This window comes from uncultured Bradyrhizobium sp., from assembly GCF_936928535.1.
In the GTDB taxonomy this organism is placed as follows: Bacteria; Pseudomonadota; Alphaproteobacteria; order Rhizobiales; family Xanthobacteraceae; genus Bradyrhizobium.
Map to the genome: position 1 here is coordinate 1 of NZ_CAKZHY010000132.1, position 23,986 is coordinate 23,986.

Sequence of the window (23,986 nt, forward strand, 5' to 3'; positions counted from 1 at the left end):
AATCAACGGAATCACGGAATGCGAGTCGTCTCAACGGGAGTTTTGCAACAGAATCGACGGTAGACCGGACGCGGGGCCGTGCTGACTTCGACCGCCGCTTGTGACCCCAAGGCGGACATTGACTGCCCCACAAGTAGAGATCAGCCTGCTTGCCTAGCCACGAGTTGGAGGTTGCGACCATGTCCAAAATGCTCGCTTCAATCGTCGGAGTGTTGGCCTTGTTTCTTGGCGCGACAGTCAGTTCGCAGACCAAAGCGGATAGTGATATTCGGGTCACATTGCTCGGCACCGGCACGCCGATCCCCAATCCGGATCGATTTGGACCAAGCACGCTGGTGGAAGCGGGAGATCAGAAACTGCTTTTTGACGCCGGGCGCGGTGCCACGATCCGCTTGCGGCAAATCCTCGTGGCTAAAAAAGCGATCATGACCAAGATCGATGTGCTCTTCCTGACCCATTATCATTCGGACCACACGGTGGGGATCCCCGATCTTTGGCTCACCGGGTGGTTGAACAACAGCCGGACGGAGCCCTTCCATGTGATCGGTCCGGTCGGCGCAAAGTCATTGATGGCCAACCTCGAGGGCGCTTACGCTCCGGATATCAAAATCCGGATTGAGGACGAGAAGCTGCCGCCCGATGGCGTCGCAACGGTCGCGGAGGAGTTCGAGAAGGACGGCGTCGTCTATAGTCAGGACGGTGTCAAGGTCATTGCCTTCACGGTCGATCACGGGGCAGCCATCAAGCCCGCCGTGGGTTATCGGATCGAATACAGAGGTCGCGTCGTGGTGATTTCGGGCGACACCCGCTACAGCCAAAACGTCATCAAATACAGCACTGACGTTGACTTGCTCATTCACGAGGTCTGCGCCGCACGACCTGAACTACTGTCCTCAAGTCCGTACATGCAGCGCGTGATGGATCACCATACCAGTCCTCGGGAAGCCGGACTGGTGTTTGCCTTGGCCAAGCCGAAGCTCGCGGTCTTTTCGCATCTCGTCTTTCTTGGCAGCGACAAGATTCCTCCACCAACTGTCGACGACATCGTTGCAGGCACGCGCGAAACCTACAGCGGGCCGCTGCAGGTTGGTGAGGACCTGATGTCCTTCGAAATCGGCGATACCGTTACCGTGCGCCAACGCAATCCCTAAAGGTGCAGGCCGATGTCGGCTCGTACTCGTGCTTGTCACGAGGCAGAACAAAGTCTCAGGCTGGTCGTCAACGTCAAAAGCTGTTAGCCGAGTCTCCAATTCGTCGCAGGCCAGGCCCTTCGGCTCGGGTGCCCAGCGCTCCAATCGTCGAGCCTGCTATCGTGCCACTCCACGCTTAGCCATTTCGGACCGCAATGGCGTCGCATTCGAGGCGGACAATAAAAGTTCCCCGACAATAGAGGGATAATCATCGGCGAAATACTAGACCTCAAAGGAGGAATGGTCATGTCGGTCCCTTGCAAGTTCGAACGGAGCCTCCTCAGCCACGAAGAATATGAGACGATCCGGCTCACGCACCATCCCGCCATTTATGACGTCGAGGTGGCTGAACTCGAGACCGTGCGGCCCCGATTGCGCAAGATGCGCGACAAGGAGCGAACGCTCAGCCAGCACAAGCGGCGAGAGGGGCGCGGAAAAGCCGAGGCTCGCGGAGCAAGCTTTCCGGGCACCGCCGAGCATGCATCTGAACGCAAGCAAGTCTTCGCCGCGGCGCTGAAGCGGCTGAACAAGGAACTGAGGCGTCTTCACAATGTGGCAGCTCAGACCGCAAATGTCGAAGCGGCGCGAAAGGCCCTTGCGCTGCATCGAGCCGCGAACTTCACGACTTATCCGCCTGCCGGCGCCACCGCGAACGAAGGCATGGTGCCAAAGGTGAGCACGCGCCGAAGAAAGCTGATGACGGGCGCAAAGATCGGACGCGTGTCGCAAGCGACAAAAGTCGCCCAGGCGGTGCGCGACGCGCGAGGTGTATGAGAGCCCAGGCCGACATGCTGCCCCACGGTTGAAGAAGGGCGTGACGTCAATGCTGCCCATCGCGTTGGTTGGGCACCGCGGCGACATGTCTGTAGCGAGAGGTGGGTTCCCGATTCTTGGCTAGCCTTTCCGGCCCTGCGGGTGGCCGCGGGACACTAAAATGGTACCGCTGAGGAACAACTTGATCTTTGTTAAGTTGATCTGTGCAATGCAACGGGGCGCGCAATGCCAGAAGACGAATTATCCAGCAAGGCAGAGCGAGCCCTCGTCACGGTGGCACTGAGCACCGCGATGCTGATCATGTGCCTCGGGACCTTGCTGTACAGATAGGCCAGGTTTTCTAGGACAGGCCTTCGCGGATGAATGGCCGCGCAAACAACTGCCCGCTCCGCGTCTTCCTACCGCTCCTCGGTCGGATGTACCCATTTGTATGGCGTGATGCTGCGCGTTTCCGTCAACTTGATCATGTGGACGGGCGGCGCGGACCGTCCCTTTCGGCATGAGCGGCACTTCAGCGAGGCTTCCAGCTTCCAGATCGGTGTGTCGCGGGGACGGCGGATCGCATCGAGCGGCAGGCTCGCGCGCGACTTGCACCTGACGCATTCGACCTCGAGCCAGGAGAGGCCGCCGTTGAGACATTGCCCGATCGTCGGCGACGGCTGTGCCGGGCCGCCATAACCCTCCATGCGCACCGACCAGGCTTCGGCCTCGGCACGGTCGGCCTCGCGCACGGCCTTCTTCGCCTCCTCCCGCGCATGCTTGGCGGAAATCTCCGCGCCCATGATGCGGCCGCTCCAGATGACCTCGCGTGATTTGGTGCTCATGCCACGATCAAAGCAACGTGACAGCGCCTTGGCAAATTATCGATGGCTTGTAGGTCCGACGGGGAAGTCGCTACTGCGTGTCGTGGGTGTGGATATCTGGCGGATTGGATTCCATCGCGAAGCAGTGACGATCACATTCGGCGTCACGACAGGAGGGTCATGATCTCGTAGATCGCCACGCCCGTGCCAAGACAGCGTCGCCAGGGATTGACGCCGCGGACGATCTCGTCGGCGGCCCAGAGGAGAAGTCCGCCCTTGACGACGACAGTCAAGACGACGCTGGCTTGGCCCGAGGACAGCCAGAGCCATTGGAGAAGAGCCGCCGCAATCACGATCCACAGAACCAGATTTGGCGTCTGAACGACCGTGATGGCGTCTGTTTCACGATTGCGGAAAAACCAGTTCAGCAGCTTGCGCATCGCTCATACAAAACCGCCCCTGACGATGGTCAAGGGCGGCTTCCAGATCAGACCGGATTAGTGACCGGTGCCGGGCTTGGTGGTTTTCGGCGGCTTGCCGTCTTCCATGCGGCCTTCGTTGCGAAGATCACGGCCCTCCTGGGCCTTGCGCTGGCTCTGCGGATCCTTGCCGTGCTCGTTCATCTCTTCCTTGATGTAGCCGGCGCCTTCCTTGATCTTGCCTTCAACACTCATGATGTCCTCCTTCAATATAGGAGCTAACGCGCCGGCGAACCTCGCGTTCCTGCGCTGAATCCCGTCAGGTTTAGGAACACAAGGAACTGTCCTGCGTTACGGAACGAATGACTCAGGTCCGACAACGAATACGGCAGGAAAAGACGTTAAGCGAAAGGCTTGCAGAAGCTGCTCGCGAAGCCCGCACACAAGCGCAGCTCCTGCCGGATGGACAGTTGCGAGATGTCCTTCTGGAAAAGGCTCGCCAGTACGAGGCGCAAATACCGCTCAATGCATTTCTGGGACAGCGATGATTAATCCGAATTGCCGTGTTTGCGAGGGAATGGGTTGGGTCTGCGAGAAGCATCCGCAGAAGGCCTGGACGCGGACCGGCTGTCAGTGCGCTCCCGTTGCACGTTGCGAATGCCAGGTGGCGCTCGCCAGGACGACACGCTTTGTCGCGACCGAAGCCTAGGCGCGCAGGCAAGGATCAGCTTCCGACACCCCTCACCAGCCGCGGTCGGCTCGCTTGTGCCTTCTCGTCCATCACGGCGCGCAGCCAGGCGCGAAAGCTCGCGATTTCCGGGCAATCCGCCGTGCCCTCGGGCGCGATCAGCCAGTCGCCGGGACCTGTTCCCTCGATGACCCTGTCACAGCGATAACCAGGGTGATGGCCGAGGCTGCGGGCGATCAGGAGATCGACCTTGCCCTCGACCAGCTCGTGCAAGCCGGCGGGCTGCAGCACGCGCAAGCCGATCTCGACATGCGCCTCGCGAAACGCCGCCAGATCAAGGCGGCGCAGATCGAAGCTGGCGTGCACGCCCAATTGCAGCAGCACCGCACCTGAAGGCTTCAATTGCGAGGTCGCCTCCGCAATGTGGCGAAAACCTTTGGAGACCCCGGGCAGATAGGCCTGACCTGCCGCGGTGAGGATGAGCTGCTTGTGCAAGCGCTCGAACAGTTGCACGCCGAGCCGCGCCTCCAGCGCTTTCACCTGCTGCCCGACGGCAGCGGGCGTCACGTGAAGCTCGTGCGCGGCGAGCTTGAAGCTGAGATGGCGCGCGGCGGCCTCGAAGGCGCGGAGCGCGTTGAGCGGCGGAAGGGCGTAGGTCATTGCGCGGAGTTTGACACCGATGGGCGGCGGTCTTGCAATAGATTTTCTTGCGCTGAACCGCAGGAAAGATGCTTTGCGCGGCCGTGATGACGCCGGATACGGTCGGCCCGCAATCAGGAAGACAGAACATGCCCCACACCGTCAGCCACAATCCCGTAACGGTCCACCCGCCCGCCGGCGGCTACTGCATGGGCCTTGAACTGAAGCAGCATCGCCGCCTGCTGTTCATCAGCGGTCAGGTGCCCGAGAGGCCCGACGGCACCGTGCCCGAAGGTTTCGAGGCACAATGCGAGCAGGCCTGGCGCAACGTCATGGCGGTGCTGGCCGCCGCAGGCCTTGGCGCCGAGCATCTGGTCAAGGTCACCACGTTCCTGACCGACCGGGCTCAACTCGTGACCAACCGCACCATTCGCCGCGCGACGCTCGGAGACCATCAGCCTGCACTGACGGTCATCGTCGCAGAGACCGTTGACAGCAAATGGCTGCTCGAGATCGAGGCGATCGCCGCGGAATGAAGCTTTCAACACGAACGATCCGAGGACGCAATGGCTGCAATCCATCCCTTCTACGAGCAACATCGCGACGCCATGGAAGCCGCGATGCGCCACCGGCTCGACCTTGCCGAGGCGATGCTGCGCGAACGACCTGAAGTCACCGACATCGACGGGATCAGACGGGAGGTGATGGACGAACTCGCCATCGTGCTCACCCAGATGCCCTATGTCGGCGGTGCGACGAGCCGCATGAGCGATGTCTTCGTGCGCCTCACCGGCTTCATGGCGACGAGCCGCGTGCTGCGGCGCCATGGCGTGCCGCTGCCTGACATCCGCGAGATCGAGCGACAGACCTACAGGGCGCAATTGCTCGCGACGCCCGAGGCCAAGCGTCTCGCCGCGGGAGACAAATTCATGTCGCCGGAGAACCAGGCCTTGCTGCGCGAGCAGGCGGCAACAAGCATAACAGAGCACCACAGGGCCGAATTTCCTGATGATTTCGTCTACGATTTCGTCGAGCCTGATACGAATGACGATTTCGAATTCGGCATCAACTACCACGCCTGCGGCTTCTGCAAATTCGCAAGCCGTCACGGCGACAAGGAGATCCTGCCGAGCATATGCGGCCTCGATTTCGACGCCTATGCAGCGCTCGGCATCCATCTGGAACGGACGCAGACGCTGGCCGGCGGCGCCAGCCATTGCAATTTCCGCTTCTCGCGCTTGCAACGGGACTGACGACGTCGCGCAGAACCGGCGTTTCGCATTCGCGAGCGGCGCTAATGCGCGCCGCAGCGGCAGTTCTCGTAGTCCACGGGATCGTGACTGTTGAAAATCGTGACGCGCCCGGCCTGGTTCAGCTTCAGCTCGCGCAAGCGCGCCTGGTTGGTGATGCGGGCATTGCGGTCCATATCGACCTTGCGTTGGAAATAGCGGAGCATCAGCGGCGCGCGCGGCGATGCGTCGAGCTGACCGTGATGGAAATAGCTGTCACCGGCATGCAGCAGCCAGCCGTCGCCGGTGCGGACCGCGATGCCACAATGGCCGAGCGTGTGGCCGGCGAGCGGGATCATCAGGATATCGGCCTCGCGATCGCCGAGCGCGCGGACGCCCTTGAAGCCGAACCAGTCTTCGCCGGTCTCGCCGTAGAAACTCCAGCTCGGTCCGTGGCTCCATTGGCCCATGACGTAACGTCCTTCGGGCGGCGCCGGCTTGTGCAGCACGGCCATGTCGTATTCGGCGCGATGGACGTGGATCGCCGCGTGCGGAAAGTCGGGCACGCCGCCGGCGTGATCGCGGTCGAGATGCGTCAGCAGCAAATGGCGCACGTCATGGGGTGAATAGCCGAGGGCCCTCACCTGCTGCACGGCCGTCTCTGCCGGATCGAGCTTTGGCGCGGTCTGGCGCAGCCATCGCCGCCCGAGCCTGTCGGGCGCGGCGATATCGCCGAGGCCGATGCCGGTGTCGACCAGCGCGAGGCCGCTATCGGTCTCGATCAGCAGGCAATGGCAGACCATACGGGCGCGCTGGAACAGGCCGCCGGTGCCGTTCACCAGCCGCCGGCTCATGGGGCACATCGTGCCGGTGTTGAGGTGATGGATCTTCATGGATGACACTCGCCTGATAGGAACAGCGCCTTCTTGCCATCGCCCGATCCATAGGTAAAATATCGAATATTGATAGTATCTCTAGGCACATCCTATGGACATCCGCGAGCTCCGCTACTTTGCCGCCGTCTACCGCGAACGCAACCTCACGGCTGCGGCGCGCACCTGCTTCGTGTCGCAGCCGTCGATCTCGACCGCGATCACCAATCTGGAGGCCGAGCTCGGCACCACGCTGTTCATCCGGCACAAGAAGGGCGTCGCGCCGACGGCCTCGGCCGAGCAGTTTCATGTCGTCGCCCGCCGCATCATCGACGAGGCCGACGCCGCGCGAAAGCTGTTCCGCAAGCCCAGCACCAGGACCACGGTCACGCTGGGCCTGATGCGGACGCTCGACGTAACAAGGACGATCGCGCTGCTGAAGCCGTTGACTGCGCGGAGCGACATCGCGCTCCGGCTGGTCGGCAGCGACGAACGTGCCGATGCGAGGATCATCTCGAGGAGCATGCTGCACGACGAGGAGCATTTCGTCCCGCTCTGGAGCGAGCGCTACGTCGCGGCGCTGCCGCCGTCGCATCCGTTGACGCTGAAGGACAAGCTCCGCGCCGCCGATCTCGCTGACGTCGCGATGATCGACCGCTGCCATTGCGAGCAGAGTGCGTTCTTCGGCCGCGCAATGCAGCGGCGCCAATCCGCGGCGATCGCGCAATCGGAGGATTGGGCGATGGCGCTGGTCGCGGCCGGCGTCGGCATCGCCATCGTCCCGGAAGGCGTCGCGAAGGCCGGCTCCGATGTCGTCATCAGGCAGATCGAGGTGAAGATCAAGCGCGAGGTCGGGCTCGCCTATCGCGCATCCGCGCCACTGGCGGACGCGTTGAAGGACTTTGTCGGGAAGCTGCAGCGACGGGGCACGGCGTCCAAGCGCGCGCAAGGTCGGCTCGCCAGCAGCCGGCGCAACCGGCAATAATCATCCGAGCAAGCCCTTCAGGCCGGCATAGATCGAGCCCACGGCGGTCGCGGCGACGCCGGCCAGCGGGCCTACGGTCTGCATCAAATCCTGAATCAGGCGGGCGCGGCGACGGAGCTGTTCCTCGCCGACATGCTGCCCGAGCAGGCGCGCCATCCTGAAGGCGAACGCATTGGGCTTGCCGCCCTGACCCAGAACGCGCGGCAGGACCTGGAAGATCACGACGCCCAAGATGTTTCCGGACACGAAGGCGAGCAGGATGCTGGCGCCGTATTCGAACACTTCGCGCCATTCGACCCACACCGAGGGCAGGATCGGAACGTCATCGTGGAATCCAGTCACCGTCAGCATCGCCTGGATGCTGACGCTGGCGAGCAGCAATGCCAGCACGAACGCCCCCAATGTCGAGACCCGATGCAGGGGATAGGCGACGAAGCCGAACAGCAGCGGGATGACGATCGAGGCGATGCGGAGCGGAATCGGCGACAGATTGAAGGTGATGGTGACCAGGATATGCGCAAGCGTCAGCAGGACGGACGGAATGACGACGTAGAGAACCGCATGCGTCCCGAAATAGCGCACCGGATTCTTGTGCCGCTCGAGCCGGACATTGACGCGGTCGAGATCGCGCCTCAGCTTGTCGAGCTCGGCGACGATGTCATCGATCTCGAGCAGCGTCGGCCGCACGACGCGTAAGTCGCGCGAGCAGTGCTTGCACGCGATGGCTTCGTCCTTGATCGTCTCGGCGCAGAACGGACACTCCATCGTCAGCGCGACGTCCTGCGCCGCATGATGGTCTCGACCTCGTCTCTGGCCCGCGCCAGCTCATCGCGCAACTCGTCGCGCTTGCGCAGGAGATCGTCGCGCTCGGCAATCAGCGTCGCCGGCACGGCGATGTCGCGCGAACAGGACGCGCACACCAGCGCGCGTTCCGCATTCTCGGCCTGGCAGTAAGGACACATCACTTGGGTGCAACCTTGAGGGTGAAGATGGCCGTGCCGGGCCGACCGTCGCTGTCCTTGATGTCGACCCGCATGGTGTAATCGCCGGGCGGCAATTCCGCATCCTGCATATTGATGCCGTCCGCCTGGACGAACGGCTTGACCCGGGAGGTCAGATCCACGTTCGGCGTGCGCAGGAACATCACCTTGACCGACTCCGGATCGATCTTGGCGCCGCCGAAGGACTCGAACTTCAATTGAAGCTTCAGGGGAGAGGCGACCGACTCGCCCGGCGAGACGAACTCCACCTTGGGACCGCGCAGGATACCGCGCCGGTCAGCGGCGACCGCGCCCTTCGGCGGCGGCAGCTTGGCCTCCTCTTCGGTGATCAATTGCGTCGCCCGCGAAACTCCCGAAAACAGGAGGCCCGCCGCAACCAGCCCGAGCAAGATCTTCCGCATCATTGTCCTTCCAACCTTCTCAACGTCAATCATCGCACGCCGCCATCACCGATGATCGTGTACGGTGCCCAGAACAGCGGGTGCGCGTAGGCGAACTCGGTCTTGCCCTCGCCGTTCAGGTAACCGGGACCATCGACCAGGGCCATCATCGCCTGCCGCAGCGCTTCGCTCCGCGACAGTTTTGGGTCATCGGCCTGCCGCTTGAACAGATCGGTGACGAGCTGGCGGGCCGATTGCGAATGCACCGACCAGTTGGTCACGAGCAAGGCCCGCGTTCCCGCATAGAAGAACGCGCGGCCAAGGCCGGAGGCCGCCTCGGCGCCGGCGCCTGCCCCGGCGCCGGTGTTGCAGGCGGACAGGATGACCCAGTCGGCGTCGAGCTTCAGGCCCAGAATCTCCTCCATCGTAAGGAGGCCATCTCCGCCCTCGCCCGTCACATCAGGCGACGACAAGGCCAGAGCCGGCTGCGTCAGGCCGTTGAGCTCGCCCGGCACAAGACCATGCGTGGCAAATGCGAGAATCCTGAAGCCGGAGAGATTCATCGTCTTCACGGCGCTCTCGGTCGCATTCTTGCCAAGGAACAGCACCTTGGAGGGATCCGCCTGCAGGGCCAGCGCGATCGATTTGAGCTCGTCGGCCGTATCAGGCAGACGGGGCAAGAGGCCGATCTCGGCGCTGTCGACGCCTTCCAGCTTCGGGCTGCTGCGACGCTTCAGCGGCATGCCGCGGGTGACGTTGCCGCCGACATCGGCGACCTGCACCTTGCCGTCGCCTGCTTCGGCCTCGGCCAGTTGGTCCTTGTTGAAATAGGGATCGCCGAACGCCACGAGATCGCTGCGGCCGGGCTTGCCGGGCGGCAACTGGCGCAACGTCCGCAACGCAGCTGCGGATGGCACCGTCGAGACGGCATGAGTCCGCGCCAACCACGGCACGTTGCGGTAGCCGACGAACAGCGGATCCTCGTCGGCCGCGACTTCGCTAGGTGCGGTCGGCAACAGCGACAGCGGCAACAGGCCGAGCGCGCCGTTGGTCACCACGATCAGGTTCTTGGCCGGCTTCCATCCGCTCTCGACCGGCTTGAGCAGCAGCTCGTAGAGCTCGTAGCCGAGCTTCAGGTCGAACGGCGGAATGTCCGAGATCATCGCCGCCTGCGGCTCCAGCGCCTCGCGCAGCTTGCGGATCTTGGTCTCGATGTCGCCGACCCCAGCGTTGACGGCAGCAAACGCCACCGGCCCTGATTTCGGCACGGCCCAGACGAAGCTGCCGTTCTGGCCGAAATAGAACGACAACATCGCCTCGTTGTCCGACAACGTCGCGCGGATCTCGGCGACGCTCGGCGGCTTCGGCGAGACCAGGTCGGCGTAGACGGGGAACTTCTGCTTGATCTCCTGGCGCGCCTTGTCGCGTTCACTGCGCAAGGCCGTGATCGACGCCTGGATCTGCTGCGCTCCCTTCTCGTCGCGCTCCGCCGAGGGAATGGCGAGGACGTTGTTGAGCGAGCCGAGCTGGGCGTTGACCTGCTTGGTGAGATCCTGCTCCTTGCGGACGAGCTCGGCGAGCGCGGGGTCCTTGGCGGCCGCGCGCGCACTGGAGGCCGCCAGCGCCTGCTGCACGGAGTGGCCACGGATGGCATCGGCCAGGCTGAACGTCTCCTCGCCGACGGCGCCACCGGTGCCCTCGGCCCGCGCGAGCAGCAGCAGATAGCTCTCGACGATAACCTGCAGCCGCTGGCTGCGTGCGGCCACCACGGTGGTGTTCTCGTCGTCGGCGTTCTCGTTGGCGTTCGCCATCATGATCGGAATCGCGGCCTTGAACTCCCTGATGGCATCGGCATCGCGCTTTGCGCGCATCAGGCCGATCGCCAGGGTGCCGCGTGCCGACGCCGCGTCGAAATGGTTCTCGCCGACGCGCCCGATCTGCTTCTTGACCAGTTGCTCGGCGGCGGCGATGCCGGCGTCGAGCTGGCCGGAATTATAGAGCGCAAGGATGCGCGCCGGATTGAGCTCGATGACCTGGCGGCGCTGCAGATCCCAATTGGCGACCGCCTTGTCGATCCGCGCAAACATGTCGTTGGCTTCGGCATTCTTGCGCTGCAGGTTCAGGATGCCGGCGAGGTGCGAGAGCAGCTGCACGGTCGACTGCGAGTCATCGGGCACGCCGACCGTCTTGTTGATCTCGACCGCGACACGGCCGAGCTGCTCGGCTTCGTCGTAACGGCCTTCGTCGACCAGGATGCCGGCCAATCCCATCACATAACGCGGCATTACCGGATTGTACTTGCCGGTGTCCTTCAGGCGCGACAACAGCGCCCGGCGCGCATCGACCTCGGCCTCGGCAAGCCTGCCCTGCCGCGCCTTCATGCGGGCCTGGCTGAGGACCAGGTTGTCGATCGACTGCAGCATGACGGTTTCTGCCGGGGGATTGTCCGAGTCCATCACGCCCTTCATGCCCGCCCGCTTGCGCTGCTCGGCCACGCGATAGGCCGCCTCGGCCTCCGCGAACTGCCCGCGCGCTTCAAAGATCATGGCCCTGGTCGCCTCGAACTCCGCTTCCCAGTTTTGCCCCAGCCGCGCATAGGAGGTGCGCCAACCCGGAAGACCGCTGGTGCGCGCTTCGTGGATCGCGGCCTGGGTGCGCCGGAGATAGGCTTCTGCCTGGGCGACATCACCCATCTGGATAAGGTTGCCGGCGATGGACCGGTTGGCGCTCAATTGATAGCCTTTTGCTCCCGGCTGGCTGGCCGTCTCACGCAACAAGCGCTGGATCACCTCGAGCGATCGTTTTGGATCGCCGGCTGCGGAGTATTGCAGAGAGAGGAGCTGCTGCATGCGGCCCATCATGTTGGCCTCGACCGCGCCGCGGCCGACCTCGATGGCCTTGCTGGCATCCGCGATGGATTCGGCAAGCCGGCCGAGCTGGGCACGCGCATTGGCGCGATCGAAATAGAACTGGGCTAGATCTTCCCGAGATTCCTTCCCCGTCGGTGTGGAATCGGCGTCCGCTTTCAACTCTGCGATGAGCTTGTCGTTCGGCTTTTCGCTGTCGAGGATCGCGGTGATGTCGGAGATGGTGCGCGGCGGCGCGATGAAATCCTTGGGCAGTGCAGTGCCCGGCGCCAGCTTGGGCGCGTCTTCCTTCGGCACCTCGACGGCGACATTGGCGCGGCCATTGGCGGCGTTCAGCGCCGCCAACACGCAGGCCCTGACCTGCGGTGAGGCCTTGGCGCGGCAGCCCTCGATGTCGGCTCCGGCCTTGCGGCCGCCCTGGGCCTGCATGCAGGCCTGCACGATCGGCTTGCCGACGGTCATCCGGCAGTTCTCGAGTGCCGCCTCCTTGGTCAGCGCGGCAGCCGAGCCGGTCGATCCCAGCAGAATGACGAGGACCAGCAGTTTTCGCGGCAGGGCAACATGAAGACGACTCTGAACCGGACTTGCGACGTCTGAGCTCATCGCGAAGGACCTTTGGGTAAAATCACTTGAAGAAACGGGTTGATCCTACCCCTATTGCCCGGGAGGACAATCACCAATCGGTAGGGTGGCGGAATGCTCAAGAGAATTAGCGGCAGCGATGGGCACCGGTTCCTCGGGCGAGCGGGCCAGAAGGGGCGGCGCAGGCTGATCGCGCTGGCTGTCGGGCTGCTCGCTGGGTATAGCCCCGCAAGCGCGGCGGACGGGGTGGAATGGAAGGCGGCGGTCTGGGATGCCGAGGCGGTCTATCGCGGAGCAACAATCGCTCCTGACCTCGTTCTTCCCGACATCGGCGAGACGGTCGACCGGCTGACATCGCCGCGGACGGCCCTGATCAAGCCAACCGGCTCCGGCCTGTTTCCAGCCATCGTTCTCATGCACCAGTGCAGCGGGCTGAACCCTGCCGTTGCGGGGTGGGCCCGTGCCGCCGCCTCACACGGCTATGTCGTCCTGCTGGTCGACAGCCTGGGGCCGCGCAGCGTCAAGAGCGTCTGCTTCGGTCCCAGGAAAGGCGTGAACTTGTTTCGGGGCACGCGGGATGCGCTGCAAGCGGCCGAGCATTTGCGACGGATGCCTGATGTCGACGCGCAACGAATTGCGCTGGTCGGCTTTTCATGGGGCGCGATGGTGGGCCTGCTGGCGGCGAGCCCCCACTATGTCGATGCCCTGAAGTCGAGTCCGGGATTTGCGGCTGTCGCAAGCTTCTATCCCGGATGCTTCCGCATCGCGCCGCAAGAACGGCCGCCATACGATCTGGTCAATCCGGATGTGTCGCGACCGCTTCTGGTCTTGATGGGCGATGCCGACACCGAGACGCCCTCGCAGCAATGCCTCGACAAGCTCGATGTCCTGAAGCGAGGCGGCGCGCCCGTCGAATGGCATCTCTATGCCGGCGCGACGCACTGCTGGGACTGTCAGCAGCTCGACGGCCTCAACAAGATCGACGTCCGCGGCGATCACGTCGCCTATCATTTCCGTCAGGACGTGACCGACGATTCCCGGCGCAGGCTGTTCGAGTTCCTCGACCGGGTCATGCCCAGACGACCGTAGCGGCCGGCGCTCAGCCCTTCGAGACGACCGCGCGGCCGTAGGGAGGCTGCGACTGCACCGGGGGATTGGCGGTCTGCGCGGCGAGCTCGCCGATCAGGCGATCGGCGTCGGCGGCCATGCCGTCGGGGGCCTGGATCACCAGCCGCTCCAGCGCCCAGCGATAGGACGAGACGCGCTGCTCGAGGCTTTGCTGCACCCACTGGACGATCAGCGCGTTCTCCTGCATGCGCGCGACGGCGTCGGCCTTTTCCTTCGGCGAGAGTTCGGAAACGCGCGTCATGCTGGCATCGCGTTTCCTGTCGAGATCGATCACGCGGATCGCGCATGCAAAGAACGGCTCGAAGCGGGTGACGTCGTTGCGGACGTCCTCGATCAGCTGCGCATAGCGCGAGGCGTGCGAGCGATGCGGCTCGTCGATCAGCGTGCGTCCATACATGGTGCGGTCGAACACGACCTTCTGTTGCCAGGGCGACGGCAGCGCCTTGTAATCACCGAACACGCTCTTCCAGGCCGGCCGCGACAGCGGCGGCTCGATCATGGGATAGGCGAGGTCGCGAAGCTGGCGCTCCTCGTCGGTGAGCTGGAATTGCGAGGACTTCAGGCCGAGGCTGCCGGTGGCCTCGAGGCCGAGCCAGCTGTGCATGTCATCGCTGCGCATGTCGGCGCGGGTGCGGCCGAAATCACCGCCGCTGCAGCCGGCGAGCGAGGCGCCTAAAACTGCGAGCAGGATGGCTGATACGACGGTGCGAATCTGGCTGTTGGCTTCCGGCATTGCAAAGGCCGGACTTTAGCGACGACGACGACGGCGTCCCGGCGCGGTGCCCTGCTCCGGTCCACGGTCGCCGCTGGTTTCGTCGCTGTCGCGCTCGATGCGGATGACGGGAAGGATCAGGATCGTTCCCATGTCCGAGCGCGGTGTGACGTCCCCCGACGAGCCCACCCGGCGACCGGCCGGAAATTCGATGATGGTCCCCATGTCAGCTCTCTGTGTCAGCTCGTTCAATTGCCACGCGACCGAACGCGCCCCTGCAACATGACGGTCATTAGGATCAGTTTATGGTTAACGGGGTGTAAACACGGCCTTTGGACCGTAACTGCACGGACCGGCGCGAGCCGCCCCGCAACGACACGAGACGGCTTGAATTGAGCTGACATACTTCACATCTCGTTTTCCTTAACGAGCCTTTAAAGGAACCCCTGATAGGCTGAGACAACAAATCTTCCCGAGTTGCGTACGCCTCCATGACCAAGTCGTTGTTTCCCGGATTCGACGGGCTGATGACACTCTCCCGCCGGGAGGGCGTCGATGTTCGCCCAACCCTGCTGCGCGTGTTGACGGATCTCTATGTCCAGGCCAGCACCCACACCGAGGACGAGCAGCGGCAATTCATCGAGCTCGCGACGCGGCTGATCGACCAGGTCGACGATGCAACGCGCGCGTCCGTCAAGGCGAAGCTTGCGATCTATCCGCAAACGCCCGTGCCCGTTCTGCAGAAGCTCGGACTGGTCGCAGCGCAGGAAGGCCGCCGGGTGCCGCTCGCGCGCGCAATCCCGAAAGCTGTGCCCGCTCCCTCACCTGCCCGCACGCCGACAGAAGCGGAAGCGCGCATGGCCGCCAACATGGCGATGCAGCCGAAGGAAGCGGCCGAGATCCACGACATGTTCTTCGGCGCCGACGCGAGCCAGCGCGCGCAGATCCTGCACAATCTGGCGCAGACGCCGCTGAAGGCCGCACCGCGGATTCCGACCGTGCACGCCAAGCGCGCGATCCAGGTTCTGGAGATGGCGGCGATCGCCGGCGATGTCGACAGTTTCATCTACGAGCTCGGCGACACCCTGATCCTGCCCTCGCGCGTTGCGACAGAGATCGTCGAGGATGCCGGCGGCGAAGCGCTCGCGGTCGCCGCCCGCGCGCTCGACATGCCGAGCCCGAACTTCCAGCGCATCCTGCTGTTCTTCAAGCCGGCGATCGGCACCTCCGTGAACGAGGTCTACCGGCTGTCGCGGCTCTACGACCGCCTCAGCGACCGCTCGGCGCTGGTGATGCTCGCCGCCTGGCGCGGCTCGACGCTCGCCGTCACCCGCGCGAAGTACCAGCCCTCGCTGCATGACAGTGATAGGCAGCGCGCCCGCGCGGGCGCAAGCCAGTCGCGGCCCAGCGTGCAGCCCGGCTCAAGTCCGGCCGTGCGAACGGGTAACGGCGGGTCGTCGGAGCGCTAGAACGCGCGCTCATGTAGCGACCCCCCTTCCGCTGGCGCGGCAAATGCCGCGTAGCGCCAACTGGGGACGTGAACCGACCTGAGCGGTACGGTCACAGGGTATTCTTGTAGATCCGCCCATCCTTCATGATGACCTTGAAGTTCTTGGCGGGGTCGGTGATCAGCTCGATGATTTCCAGCGGATTGCCGTCGACGAGCAACAGGTCGGCAAGCGCGCCCTGTTCCACGACGCCGAGCTTCCCGGGATAGGGACTACGTTTGCCTGACAACGCAAGGAGTTCAGCGTTAGTCCCGGTCGCCATCGCGAGCGCTTCGGCGGGACTGTACCAGCGGACAAGCGATGCCAGAATTGCCCCCTGTTTTTGCGCCAGCGCCTGGGAGAACAGGACATCGGTGCCCCACGCCGTCTTGATCTTGTACTTCTTCGCCAGCTCATAGACCTGCGCGATGCCGGGCCAGACTTCATCAGCCTTGGCGCGCTGGACCGTGCCCGGCGCAAAGCCGAGCCTCAACTCCTCGGGCAGCGGCTGCGTGCTGAGCCATATGTCTTTCTCGGCCATCAGCTTGGCGGTGGCATCGTCCATGAGGAAGCCGTGTTCGATGCACTTCACGCCGGCGGCGATGGCTCGTCGGATTGCCGTCGACGTGAACGCGTGCACGGTCACGTAGGTGCCCCAATTCTCGGCCGCTTCGACGGCGGCCCGCAGTTCCGGCTCCGTGAACGTCGACACGTCGATCGGACTGAACGGCGAGGAAACACCGCCGCCGGCCGTCAGCTTGATCTGCGAGGCACCTTGCATGAGTTGCTCGCGGACGCGGACGCGGACCTCGTCGGGGCTGTCGGCGACCATGCTGCCGCCAATCTGCTCCATGCGGCTGAGCATGCCGCCGATCGTTCGCGGCAGTTCCGACAACTGGCGAAAATCCCCATGTCCACTGGTCACCGTGATCATTGCGCCGGAGGGCCAGATGCGAGGCCCCGCGATCAATCCTGCGTCGATGGCGGCTTTCAGCCCAAATACGGGACCGCCGACGTCGCGGACGGTGGTGAAGCCGCGCATCAGCGTGTCGGTCGCCTCAACAGCGGCGGCAATATTGTTGTACCCGACGTCGCCGGCGATCGCCTGGGCAGGATTCGGCCGGATCAGCATGGCATGCCAGTGGGCATCGATCAGGCCGGGCATCAGCGTTCGCCCATTCCCGCTGATCACAGCTACGCCTTGCTCTGCGGCGATCGGCTCCGTCGAGATGCGCGTGATGATATTGCCTTTGACCAGCACGTTGGACGGCGCGGAGAGTGAAGCGCCTTTGCCATCGAAGATGCGCACATTCTGGAACAACGTCGCGCCAGCATCCGCTGGCGGACTGACTTGCGCGCGAGCGGCGGACGCGAGCCCAACGGCTAGAAACGTAAGCGTGGCGACGAAAACCCTGGGGGAGACTGAGTTCATCGTGCTTGCCCTCCATGCGGACACATGCGGAACCCTTGCAACCTCTCGTCGAGCATACGCGCTTGGCGGGACGGTTCAATCAGATTGGGGCCTGGGCGGTGTGCAGCTGACGTCCCCAAATGGGGCAGTGTCCAGCGGTCCCGGCGCGGCGGAGCGTGGAGGCCGGCTCAAGTCCGGCCTTGCGGACAGGTAACGGCGGGTCAGAGCGCTAAAGTCTCCACGTCGTCATTGCGATGGGGCGGCCGTCACGTCTTCGCCAGATCGAGAAAATGCCGACCCGCGCGGTCCTCTGTCTCGACGATCCAGGCATCCGGATCGAAGCGGAGCTCCTTGGTCAGGCGCTCCTCTACCGCAGGCTCCGGCACGGGTTGCGGCGCGATCGGCACGAAGAAGCGGTCGACCGGACGGCCGTCGTCATAAGAGGTCTGCGGCGCCGGCACATAGAGCATCGCGTTGCCGTCGAGCAGCGCCACCTTGACGAACACGGCACCCGCCTCTTCGGCGCCACGGCGGCGCACCGCGCCGAACACGCCCTCGGTCTGGCACCGGCGCAGATAGGCTGCGACCCAGATGTTGGATTTCAATCGCATGAGTCGGACGATAAGCCAGCGTGACGTACGCCGCCAGTGTCAGCTCGGGATTGTCATGCCTTGCCGACGCCCTGCCCGCCACCGATCTGGCGCGCAACGAGGTATGACAATGGCATTGCGAGCGCAAACCCGACCGCGACCGCGTACGGGATGTTTCTGATGGCGTCGGCGGCAAAGCTCGGCACCATCAGCACCACGATAAGGCTGACGCCGGCCAGCACCGTGCCGAGCATGATCCAGACGAGAATCGAGACCTTGAACATGACGACCTCTCTTCCTTGATGAGATGGACGATCATGTTCTCCGAGGGTTCCGGTCGTCATTGATCCCACGCAAGTCGCGCCCGCACGGTTGCGGGCTGACGCGCCAAGGTGCGGCCCCTGGATTGATCGGCGTCAATGACTAGCGGACGTTCGCTTATTCGACCGGATGGCCGATCGCGGCGGCGAGCTCGCGCAGCAGACGGTCCGAGACCTGGCCGCTGACGGGCATCTTGTGCTGGCGCTCGAAGGTCTGGATCGCCGACTGGGTCTCGCCGCTCATCGTGCCCGTGATCTTCAGATTGCCGTAGCCGTATTCGGACAGCGCGCGCTGCACGCCGGCGAGGCGACGCGCCGCCGGGCTCTGCTGCATCGGGATCGGCGCCGGCGGACGCGCGATGGCGACGGCTTGGGGCGTCGGCGTGGTGGATTTGATCACCAGATTGGTCATGGGATCGCCCGAGCGCGGCGTCGACGCCGTCGTCTCGGCGGGCTTCTCGGGCGCCTTCTCGGCGGGTTTGGGCTCGACGCGAAACTCGGTCGCCTTCGGCTCGAGCGGCGACGTATCGGCGCCGACGGGGCGCGGGCGCGGCATGGGGCTGGACAGCGAGGCAGGCGACGGCGCGGGAAGATTGATCACGGTGCCGAACATCGGCGCCGGATGCCGGCCGGTCTGCAGGAACAGCGCGTTGGCAACGATGGCACTGATGGCGGCAGCGGCGACAAGGCCGGCCACCGTGTCCTTGGGACTATGCAGGAGCACGCGCATCACGAGGTTGCGCTCGGTCTCGATATCCACGACCGCAGCCTTGGCACCATTCTTGGCACGGCGGCGCGGAGCGGCTTCCTCGTTGGCAGACTTTCTAGGCACTTTTCTTCACCAGAGCAGGTTGGTCCTGAACGTCATGACGCAGCACCGGCGTCAACGTCGCGATCTTGCTCGCCGCCGGCTTTGCTTGCGGCGGCGTGTAGACCAGCGGCAGCTTGACCGTGACGGCGGTGCCTTCGCCGAGCTTGCTTTGTACCGTCAATTCACCAAGATGCAACGCTATGAGGCTCTTCACGATCGAAAGACCAAGGCCGGTGCCTTCGTGCCGGCGCTCATAGGTCTTGCCGCACTGGAAGAACGGCGCGCCGATGCGCTTGAGATCGTCGGGCGCGATGCCGACCCCGGTGTCGCTGATGCGCAGCGTCAGCTGCGAGGCGGATGCCGACGCCGATACGGTGACCTGCCCGCCACGCTCGGTGAACTTGACGGCGTTGGCGACGAGATTGAGCACGATCTGCTTGAAGGCCCTGGGGTCGCCGGTCATGACCGGCAGATCCTGCGGCGCATCGGTGATGAGATCGATGCCGTTCTCGCGCGCCTTGAGCGCCAGCAGATTGCAGCAATGCATCAGCGCGGCGCGCGGAGCGAACGGCTCCGAGGCGATCTCGAAATTGCCCGATTCCATCTTCGACATGTCGAGGATGCCGTTGACGACCGAGAGCAGATGCTGGCCGGAGGCGTTGATCAGCTCGGCATATTCCTTGCGCTGGCTGGCGGCCAGCATCAGGGTCTGCTCCTGCGCGATCATCTCGGAGAAGCCGATGATGGCGTTGAGCGGCGTGCGCAGCTCGTGGCTCATGGTGGCGAGGAAGCGCGTCTTGGCGGCGTCGGCGGCTTCCGCCGCGCTGCGGGCCTGATCGAGTGCCTGCTCCGACAGCTTGCGATCGGTGACATCGCGCATCACCGCGACGACTTCGAGCTCGGCGGTGACGTCACCACGCTGGTGCTGGTCGAGCGGCCGGCAGCGCATCTCGACCCAGATGAAGTCGATCTGGCCGCGCTCGGAACCGATGGGATCGCGCCGCAGCCGGAATTCGACGCTACGAACGTCGCCACGCGCGGCGTCGGAGAGCGCTGTGAGATAGGCCGGACGATCGGCAACATGAACGCGGTCGAACAGGCCGTGGCCGAGCAGTTGCGCGACCGGCATGCCGAGCATGGCTTCCGCCGCCGGCGAGATGAACTGCACCGCGCCGTTGCGCTGATGCCGCGAGATCACGTCGCTCATGTTGCGCGCCAGAAGGCGGTAACGCTCCTCCTCGCGCGACAGCAGCGTGACGCTGGTGCGCGCAAGCGACTCGGCCCCGAAAGCAAGGCCGGCGGCATAGAGCGTCGCGGAAGCAACGCCGAATGCCATCATCACGCCGCGTTCTGCGCCACTGAGATCAGCAGCCGGCAGCCATCCGAGCTGGCTGAACAGGATCAACAGGCCAACGCAGGACAACGCCAGCAGAGAGGCAAAGGCCGCAACGCGGCGCGAAGCTGACAGCGCCGCTTCCAGGGGAACCACGACCAGCCAGACCGCCGCGAATGATTCGATGCCGCCGGTCGTGGCCGCGATCGCCATGATCAGGCCGGCAAGCGCCAGCGACGACAGCACATGGGCGCCTTCATAGCGCCCGGTGCGCGACAGGAACCAGGACAGCAGGATCGGCGCGATCAGCCAGGCGAAGGCGGCGACCTCGATCGCGCTCGGCACGCCACGCAGGACGAGATAAACGGGAAATGCGGCAAAGGCGGCCAGGCTTCCCAGAAGCCGCGGCGCCATGAAGGCCCGATGCCGCGCACGCGTCAGCGCGTCGTAACGCGCGGAGGGATGCAGCAGTGCATCGAGACAATCGCGGATGATACTCAAAACTGTCACGGGTCTCGCGCTTCGGCTCACTCGTCAAAAGACGCGCCGGAACGCCTCCTTGTCGTTGAGCCACCGTGTCAGAGCGACCTTAAACGAGTGCTAAGGCGGATCGGCCGGCCGCCGAACGGCATGTCAACGCTGAGATTTTTAGGCGATTTGGCGATGTCATCATCGCAGATGGTGAACACAGGGTTTCGCCGTCCCGCTCATGGTTTCGAATTGGTGGATGTGCAGGTCCGGGACACCCCGGATGCGATCATCAATCGAAAATTTACGAGACCGCGTCCTGCGACAATTTTTGCGTAAATTTTCCGCGAATTAAGCTCAAGGCAATCACTTGCGATTTATCGAGAGTTGCTAGGTCGCTGGCGCCGCGCGGAGATCGCCCGCGGACCAGATCTAACTACAGGTCGATAAGATGCGCTTTCTGCTCCGCATCACATTCTGGCTCGGGCTGGTGCTGGTGCTCCTGCCGCGGGACAAGACGCCCGAATCGGACAAGCTGCCGAACATCGGCGCTGCCGACGCGGTGCAGGCTGCGACCGCGGCCGTCTCCGACATGAGCCAGTTCTGCAAGCGTCAGCCGGCGGCCTGCGAGGTCGGCGGTCAGGCCGCGACGATCATCGGCCAGCGGGCCCAGGACGGCGCGCGCAAGATCTACCAGATCATCAACGACAAGAAAGAGCAGATCACCGACGAGAAGAACGAGAAGCCCAACAGGACCGACAAGAAGGCGCCCGACCACACCGGCTCGATCACGGTGGCCGGTGAAGGCGATGCCACCGCGAGCGAAGCGCCGCGCGACACGCTGACCCAGGACGATCTCGCGCTGGAATGGCACGGCCCCGAGGCGACGGCGAATTAGGCCCCAAATCCTATCGATTTCGAGGCTTCGCGTGCCTATATTGGCCTGAACGGAAACCACAGGCCATCAATGACTGCGATCGACGACATCCGCGAGAATTTCGAGCTTCTGGACGATTGGGACGACCGCTACCGGTACGTCATCGAGCTCGGCCGCACCCTGGAACCGATGCCCGAGGCAGAGCACTCCGCCGCGAACAAGGTGAATGGCTGCGTCAGCCAGGTCTGGCTGCAGAAGACGGTCGATCGCGGCAATGGTGCACCGATCCTCAGATATCGCGGCGACAGCGATGCGCACATCGTGCGCGGACTGGTCGCGATCGTGCTGGCGCTCTATTCCGGCCGCACGCCGCAGCAGATCCTCGATACCGACGCGATCGCGGTGTTCAACGAATTCGGCTTCCGCGACCATCTGACGCCGCAGCGCTCCAACGGCCTGCGTTCGATGGTCGAGCGCATCAAGACGGATGCGAAAGAGGCGTTGGCGGAAGCGTCGTAGCTCCTCATAACGAGCTGCCGTAGGGTGGGCAAAGCGAAGCGTGCCCACGTTCTGAGTTTGATTAGTGAGAGATGGTGGGCATGGCGCAAGAGCCCCTTTGCCCACCCTACGAGACCGAGTTACGGGAGCGAGCGCGTCGCGCTACTTGCCCTTCTTTCGCTGCTGCTGCCCCAGGCCCATCTTCTTTGCGAGTTGCGAGCGGGCGACCGCGTAGTTCGGCGCGACCATGGGGTAGTCGGCCGGCAGGCCCCATTTCTCGCGATATTGCTCCGGCGTCATGTTGTATTGGGTTCGCAGATGGCGCTTCAGCGACTTGAAGCGCTTGCCGTCTTCCAGACACACCAGATAATCAGGCGCGATCGACTTCTTGAGCGAGACCGCGGGCTTTGCCGGCTCGAGCGGCGCCTCAACGCGGCCCGACGACACCCGCGTCAACGCACCATGCACCTGGCTGATCAGGTTCGGAATGTCCCCGGCCGGCGTCGGGTTATTGCTGAGATAGGCCGAGACGATGTTGGCCGTCAGCTCGATGAAATTCTTAGCCCCTGCATCCGACATGGGCGCGACCTCTCTCCAATCCGGCTCCGTCGCGCTGCATTGGCGGCGGTGAAGTATACTCTGTCAACAATACGTTTGGCCGAAATACGACGACTGGCGCATATGAACCGGTTACTGATCTCGCGACAAAAGCCGCGAGACTTTACTTGAGCGCGCGAGGTCTTCAGCCGCCGCGCTGGTCGAGATGGGAGCGCAGCTCGTCGATCGAGGCAAAGCGCATCATGCCCTCGGGCATCTGCGCCTCGATCGAGCCGTCGGAATAGAGCGAATAGGCCATGCCGTCGACGACGCCGGATTTCAGCACCGTCACCTGCGGCTGTTCGGTCGACGGCGGCTCCGACGCAGACGAAGCTGCGGTCGGCGGAGGCACAGCAGGCTCGAAGGTCGATGACGGACGCGGCGGCGGCGGTGGACGACGCGCTGCCGGTGGCTCCGGCGGCCGCCCGCGGTCCGGCTTCGGCCAGGCATCGTCGAAGGTCGCGTGCGGCGCATCCGGCGCGGCCGGCTCCGGAGGAGCGGGAGATGCTTGCGGCCCGCCCTCGGTAGCTTTCGCCTCGGCGCGCTCACGCTCCTTGCGCGAGCTCGAGGCGAACATCAGATTGCGCCGGCGCGGTTCTGGCGCGGCGGGCGGCGGTGCTGCTTCCGGCTCTGCAGACGCCTCGGCGCGCGGGCGCGCGGGCGCTTCAGCCTGCCATGGGGGCGCAGCCAGATTTGGCGGCGCGGCCAGATTTGGCGGCGCAGCCAGAGGCGGCGGCGCGGCCGGCGATGGTGGCTCCGCCCGCATGGCCGGAGCAGGCTCCGGCGCAGGTGCGCTCAGTCCATTGGGCGAGGCAAGGCCCGGCGGCAGTACCGGCCTCACGCGAACCTCCGAGGCCGCGGCCGTCCCGGCCAGCCTGCGACCGATCGCCTGCAGCTCAAGCAGCACGACGTAGACGCCTATCAGTAACATACCGGAGCAGACGCCGATCGTCCCGCTCGTTATGAGCGTGCTGCCGAGGCTGAAATCCCTGATGGAATAGCCAAAAGCGACCGCAAGGAGGCCCGCCAGCAAGGCGAAAATCCCCGCGATCAACAATGCCAAGCTCATCGAACACACCCCCGGCCGCGCATCCATGCGCGACGCCTGCTACGCCACGATACCGTCATACTGCGTTCCACGCCAACGACCAATTGCCGCCACTGTTCCTAAAGGGAAGGATATCAGGGACTTATTCACATTCCCTTCAGCAATGGTCCGCTAGCTCTCATGGTGTGCCATGTGTCCGAAATTGCTGCGTCGCATCAGGAATTTAGCCATAATGTCCAATTACTTGGTCATGGAACTGCGCTATAGGGATTCCGGG

27 protein-coding genes are annotated in these 23,986 nt (G+C 64.2%); 9 read left to right on the plus strand and 18 right to left on the minus strand.

From position 1 onward, the window contains the following. Positions 1-179 precede the first annotated feature (179 nt). Together Q0687_RS26955 and Q0687_RS26960 are read left to right on the plus strand one after the other, a co-directional pair. A complete protein-coding gene (locus Q0687_RS26955; protein ID WP_298883823.1) occupies positions 180-1,151 on the plus strand; it encodes an MBL fold metallo-hydrolase in 972 nt (323 codons plus the stop codon). A 285-nt stretch (positions 1,152-1,436) separates the two neighbouring features. Beyond that, the gene (locus tag Q0687_RS26960; protein WP_298883895.1) at positions 1,437-1,964 is read left to right on the plus strand and encodes a hypothetical protein; all 528 of its coding nucleotides are present in this window, start codon (positions 1,437-1,439) and stop codon (positions 1,962-1,964) included. A 398-nt stretch (positions 1,965-2,362) separates the two neighbouring features. Here Q0687_RS26960 and Q0687_RS26965 read toward each other — a convergent pair whose 3' ends face one another. From Q0687_RS26965 to Q0687_RS26980, 4 genes are all read right to left on the minus strand, one after another. Beyond that, on the minus strand, positions 2,363-2,788 hold the full coding sequence (locus Q0687_RS26965) for a hypothetical protein (protein WP_298883825.1): 426 nt from the start codon (positions 2,786-2,788) through the stop codon (positions 2,363-2,365). A gap of 143 nt (positions 2,789-2,931) precedes the next feature. Further along, positions 2,932-3,207 (minus strand): hypothetical protein, encoded by a 276-nt coding sequence (locus Q0687_RS26970; protein WP_298883828.1) that lies wholly within the window; start codon positions 3,205-3,207, stop codon positions 2,932-2,934. Between the two features lie 57 nt (positions 3,208-3,264). Beyond that, positions 3,265-3,441, minus strand: a complete 177-nt coding sequence (locus Q0687_RS26975) for a hypothetical protein (RefSeq protein ID WP_298883830.1) — start codon at positions 3,439-3,441, stop codon at positions 3,265-3,267. A gap of 469 nt (positions 3,442-3,910) precedes the next feature. Next, positions 3,911-4,534, minus strand: a complete 624-nt coding sequence (locus Q0687_RS26980) for a LysR family transcriptional regulator (RefSeq protein ID WP_298883832.1) — start codon at positions 4,532-4,534, stop codon at positions 3,911-3,913. A 128-nt stretch (positions 4,535-4,662) separates the two neighbouring features. On the opposite strand from Q0687_RS26980, the gene Q0687_RS26985 reads away from it, so the two are divergent. Both Q0687_RS26985 and Q0687_RS26990 read left to right on the plus strand, forming a co-directional pair. Beyond that, on the plus strand, positions 4,663-5,049 hold the full coding sequence (locus tag Q0687_RS26985; RefSeq protein ID WP_298883834.1) for a RidA family protein: 387 nt from the start codon (positions 4,663-4,665) through the stop codon (positions 5,047-5,049). A 30-nt stretch (positions 5,050-5,079) separates the two neighbouring features. Further along, positions 5,080-5,766, plus strand: coding sequence for an L-2-amino-thiazoline-4-carboxylic acid hydrolase (locus tag Q0687_RS26990; RefSeq protein ID WP_298883836.1), 687 nt, complete (start codon positions 5,080-5,082; stop codon positions 5,764-5,766). Between the two features lie 41 nt (positions 5,767-5,807). Here the strand turns inward: Q0687_RS26990 and Q0687_RS26995 are convergent, their stop codons facing one another. Beyond that, positions 5,808-6,635, minus strand: a complete 828-nt coding sequence (locus Q0687_RS26995; protein ID WP_298883839.1) for an MBL fold metallo-hydrolase — start codon at positions 6,633-6,635, stop codon at positions 5,808-5,810. A 94-nt stretch (positions 6,636-6,729) separates the two neighbouring features. Here Q0687_RS26995 and Q0687_RS27000 point away from each other — a divergent pair, with 94 nt between their 5' ends. Next, a complete protein-coding gene (locus Q0687_RS27000; RefSeq protein WP_298883842.1) occupies positions 6,730-7,599 on the plus strand; it encodes a LysR family transcriptional regulator in 870 nt (289 codons plus the stop codon). On the opposite strand, the gene Q0687_RS27005 is transcribed toward Q0687_RS27000, so the two are convergent. From Q0687_RS27005 to Q0687_RS27020, 4 genes are read right to left on the minus strand one after another with little or no spacing between them, the layout of a single operon-like run. Continuing rightward, positions 7,600-8,364 carry a hypothetical protein gene (locus Q0687_RS27005; RefSeq protein ID WP_298883844.1) on the minus strand — a complete coding sequence of 255 codons (765 nt, stop codon included), beginning with the start codon at positions 8,362-8,364 and terminating at the stop codon, positions 7,600-7,602. 2 nt (positions 8,365-8,366) lie between these two features. Further along, a complete protein-coding gene (locus tag Q0687_RS27010; RefSeq protein WP_298883897.1) occupies positions 8,367-8,561 on the minus strand; it encodes a hypothetical protein in 195 nt (64 codons plus the stop codon). Continuing rightward, positions 8,561-9,004, minus strand: coding sequence for a hypothetical protein (locus tag Q0687_RS27015; protein ID WP_298883846.1), 444 nt, complete (start codon positions 9,002-9,004; stop codon positions 8,561-8,563). The genes Q0687_RS27010 and Q0687_RS27015 overlap by 1 nt, the downstream gene beginning before the upstream one ends. Positions 9,005-9,030: 26 nt before the next feature. Continuing rightward, positions 9,031-12,450 (minus strand): CHAT domain-containing protein, encoded by a 3,420-nt coding sequence (locus Q0687_RS27020; protein WP_298883847.1) that lies wholly within the window; start codon positions 12,448-12,450, stop codon positions 9,031-9,033. Positions 12,451-12,543: 93 nt separating this feature from the next. On the opposite strand from Q0687_RS27020, the gene Q0687_RS27025 reads away from it, so the two are divergent. Continuing rightward, positions 12,544-13,518 carry a dienelactone hydrolase family protein gene (locus tag Q0687_RS27025; RefSeq protein WP_298883850.1) on the plus strand — a complete coding sequence of 325 codons (975 nt, stop codon included), beginning with the start codon at positions 12,544-12,546 and terminating at the stop codon, positions 13,516-13,518. A gap of 10 nt (positions 13,519-13,528) precedes the next feature. Here the strand turns inward: Q0687_RS27025 and Q0687_RS27030 are convergent, their stop codons facing one another. Both Q0687_RS27030 and Q0687_RS27035 read right to left on the minus strand, forming a co-directional pair. Then, positions 13,529-14,290 (minus strand): hypothetical protein, encoded by a 762-nt coding sequence (locus tag Q0687_RS27030; protein WP_298883852.1) that lies wholly within the window; start codon positions 14,288-14,290, stop codon positions 13,529-13,531. A gap of 15 nt (positions 14,291-14,305) precedes the next feature. Continuing rightward, on the minus strand, positions 14,306-14,494 hold the full coding sequence (locus tag Q0687_RS27035; RefSeq protein WP_298883853.1) for a hypothetical protein: 189 nt from the start codon (positions 14,492-14,494) through the stop codon (positions 14,306-14,308). 266 nt (positions 14,495-14,760) lie between these two features. Between Q0687_RS27035 and Q0687_RS27040 the strand changes: the two genes are divergently transcribed. Beyond that, a complete protein-coding gene (locus tag Q0687_RS27040; RefSeq protein ID WP_298883854.1) occupies positions 14,761-15,738 on the plus strand; it encodes a DUF2336 domain-containing protein in 978 nt (325 codons plus the stop codon). A 91-nt stretch (positions 15,739-15,829) separates the two neighbouring features. On the opposite strand, the gene Q0687_RS27045 is transcribed toward Q0687_RS27040, so the two are convergent. The 5 genes from Q0687_RS27045 to Q0687_RS27065 all read right to left on the minus strand — a co-directional run bounded on the left by Q0687_RS27045 (position 15,830) and on the right by Q0687_RS27065 (position 20,731). Beyond that, complete coding sequence (locus Q0687_RS27045; RefSeq protein ID WP_298883856.1) at positions 15,830-17,188, minus strand: amidohydrolase family protein; 1,359 nt, start codon at positions 17,186-17,188, stop codon at positions 15,830-15,832. 245 nt (positions 17,189-17,433) lie between these two features. Then, complete coding sequence (locus Q0687_RS27050) at positions 17,434-17,778, minus strand: DUF1491 family protein (protein WP_298883858.1); 345 nt, start codon at positions 17,776-17,778, stop codon at positions 17,434-17,436. Between the two features lie 53 nt (positions 17,779-17,831). After that, on the minus strand, positions 17,832-18,041 hold the full coding sequence (locus Q0687_RS27055; RefSeq protein ID WP_194463239.1) for a hypothetical protein: 210 nt from the start codon (positions 18,039-18,041) through the stop codon (positions 17,832-17,834). A gap of 154 nt (positions 18,042-18,195) precedes the next feature. Beyond that, positions 18,196-18,909 carry a peptidoglycan-binding protein gene (locus Q0687_RS27060; RefSeq protein WP_298883863.1) on the minus strand — a complete coding sequence of 238 codons (714 nt, stop codon included), beginning with the start codon at positions 18,907-18,909 and terminating at the stop codon, positions 18,196-18,198. Beyond that, complete coding sequence (locus Q0687_RS27065; protein WP_298883866.1) at positions 18,902-20,731, minus strand: PAS domain-containing sensor histidine kinase; 1,830 nt, start codon at positions 20,729-20,731, stop codon at positions 18,902-18,904. The genes Q0687_RS27060 and Q0687_RS27065 overlap by 8 nt, the downstream gene beginning before the upstream one ends. A gap of 409 nt (positions 20,732-21,140) precedes the next feature. Between Q0687_RS27065 and Q0687_RS27070 the strand changes: the two genes are divergently transcribed. After that, complete coding sequence (locus tag Q0687_RS27070; RefSeq protein ID WP_298883869.1) at positions 21,141-21,587, plus strand: DUF5330 domain-containing protein; 447 nt, start codon at positions 21,141-21,143, stop codon at positions 21,585-21,587. A gap of 69 nt (positions 21,588-21,656) precedes the next feature. Beyond that, positions 21,657-22,085, plus strand: a complete 429-nt coding sequence (locus tag Q0687_RS27075) for a SufE family protein (RefSeq protein ID WP_298883873.1) — start codon at positions 21,657-21,659, stop codon at positions 22,083-22,085. Positions 22,086-22,226: 141 nt separating this feature from the next. Here the strand turns inward: Q0687_RS27075 and Q0687_RS27080 are convergent, their stop codons facing one another. Beyond that, a complete protein-coding gene (locus Q0687_RS27080) occupies positions 22,227-22,643 on the minus strand; it encodes a MucR family transcriptional regulator (RefSeq protein ID WP_298883876.1) in 417 nt (138 codons plus the stop codon). Positions 22,644-22,806: 163 nt separating this feature from the next. Next, positions 22,807-23,730, minus strand: a complete 924-nt coding sequence (locus Q0687_RS27085) for a DUF308 domain-containing protein (RefSeq protein ID WP_298883879.1) — start codon at positions 23,728-23,730, stop codon at positions 22,807-22,809. Between the last annotated feature and the right edge of the window lie 256 nt (positions 23,731-23,986).

Bases quoted from the DNA above. Each gene is read 5' to 3' on its own strand.
- Q0687_RS27075 (WP_298883873.1), top strand. From the start codon at position 21,657: ATGACTGCGATCGACGACATCCGCGAGAATTTCGAGCTTCTGGACGAT.
- Q0687_RS27020 (WP_298883847.1), bottom strand. From the start codon at position 12,450: ATGAGCTCAGACGTCGCAAGTCCGGTTCAGAGTCGTCTTCATGTTGCC.
- Q0687_RS26965 (WP_298883825.1), bottom strand. From the start codon at position 2,788: ATGAGCACCAAATCACGCGAGGTCATCTGGAGCGGCCGCATCATGGGC.
- Q0687_RS26975 (WP_298883830.1), bottom strand. From the start codon at position 3,441: ATGAGTGTTGAAGGCAAGATCAAGGAAGGCGCCGGCTACATCAAGGAA.
- Q0687_RS27085 (WP_298883879.1), bottom strand. From the start codon at position 23,730: ATGAGCTTGGCATTGTTGATCGCGGGGATTTTCGCCTTGCTGGCGGGC.
- Q0687_RS26990 (WP_298883836.1), top strand. From the start codon at position 5,080: ATGGCTGCAATCCATCCCTTCTACGAGCAACATCGCGACGCCATGGAA.
- Q0687_RS26955 (WP_298883823.1), top strand. From the start codon at position 180: ATGTCCAAAATGCTCGCTTCAATCGTCGGAGTGTTGGCCTTGTTTCTT.
- Q0687_RS27000 (WP_298883842.1), top strand. From the start codon at position 6,730: ATGGACATCCGCGAGCTCCGCTACTTTGCCGCCGTCTACCGCGAACGC.
- Q0687_RS27050 (WP_298883858.1), bottom strand. From the start codon at position 17,778: ATGCGATTGAAATCCAACATCTGGGTCGCAGCCTATCTGCGCCGGTGC.
- Q0687_RS27055 (WP_194463239.1), bottom strand. From the start codon at position 18,041: ATGTTCAAGGTCTCGATTCTCGTCTGGATCATGCTCGGCACGGTGCTG.
- Q0687_RS27045 (WP_298883856.1), bottom strand. From the start codon at position 17,188: ATGAACTCAGTCTCCCCCAGGGTTTTCGTCGCCACGCTTACGTTTCTA.
- Q0687_RS26960 (WP_298883895.1), top strand. From the start codon at position 1,437: ATGTCGGTCCCTTGCAAGTTCGAACGGAGCCTCCTCAGCCACGAAGAA.
- Q0687_RS27010 (WP_298883897.1), bottom strand. From the start codon at position 8,561: ATGTGTCCTTACTGCCAGGCCGAGAATGCGGAACGCGCGCTGGTGTGC.
- Q0687_RS26980 (WP_298883832.1), bottom strand. From the start codon at position 4,534: ATGACCTACGCCCTTCCGCCGCTCAACGCGCTCCGCGCCTTCGAGGCC.
- Q0687_RS27035 (WP_298883853.1), bottom strand. From the start codon at position 14,494: ATGGGGACCATCATCGAATTTCCGGCCGGTCGCCGGGTGGGCTCGTCG.
- Q0687_RS27070 (WP_298883869.1), top strand. From the start codon at position 21,141: ATGCGCTTTCTGCTCCGCATCACATTCTGGCTCGGGCTGGTGCTGGTG.
- Q0687_RS27015 (WP_298883846.1), bottom strand. From the start codon at position 9,004: ATGATGCGGAAGATCTTGCTCGGGCTGGTTGCGGCGGGCCTCCTGTTT.
- Q0687_RS27025 (WP_298883850.1), top strand. From the start codon at position 12,544: ATGCTCAAGAGAATTAGCGGCAGCGATGGGCACCGGTTCCTCGGGCGA.
- Q0687_RS26995 (WP_298883839.1), bottom strand. From the start codon at position 6,635: ATGAAGATCCATCACCTCAACACCGGCACGATGTGCCCCATGAGCCGG.
- Q0687_RS26985 (WP_298883834.1), top strand. From the start codon at position 4,663: ATGCCCCACACCGTCAGCCACAATCCCGTAACGGTCCACCCGCCCGCC.
- Q0687_RS27030 (WP_298883852.1), bottom strand. From the start codon at position 14,290: ATGCCGGAAGCCAACAGCCAGATTCGCACCGTCGTATCAGCCATCCTG.
- Q0687_RS26970 (WP_298883828.1), bottom strand. From the start codon at position 3,207: ATGCGCAAGCTGCTGAACTGGTTTTTCCGCAATCGTGAAACAGACGCC.
- Q0687_RS27040 (WP_298883854.1), top strand. From the start codon at position 14,761: ATGACCAAGTCGTTGTTTCCCGGATTCGACGGGCTGATGACACTCTCC.
- Q0687_RS27080 (WP_298883876.1), bottom strand. From the start codon at position 22,643: ATGTCGGATGCAGGGGCTAAGAATTTCATCGAGCTGACGGCCAACATC.
- Q0687_RS27005 (WP_298883844.1), bottom strand. From the start codon at position 8,364: ATGGAGTGTCCGTTCTGCGCCGAGACGATCAAGGACGAAGCCATCGCG.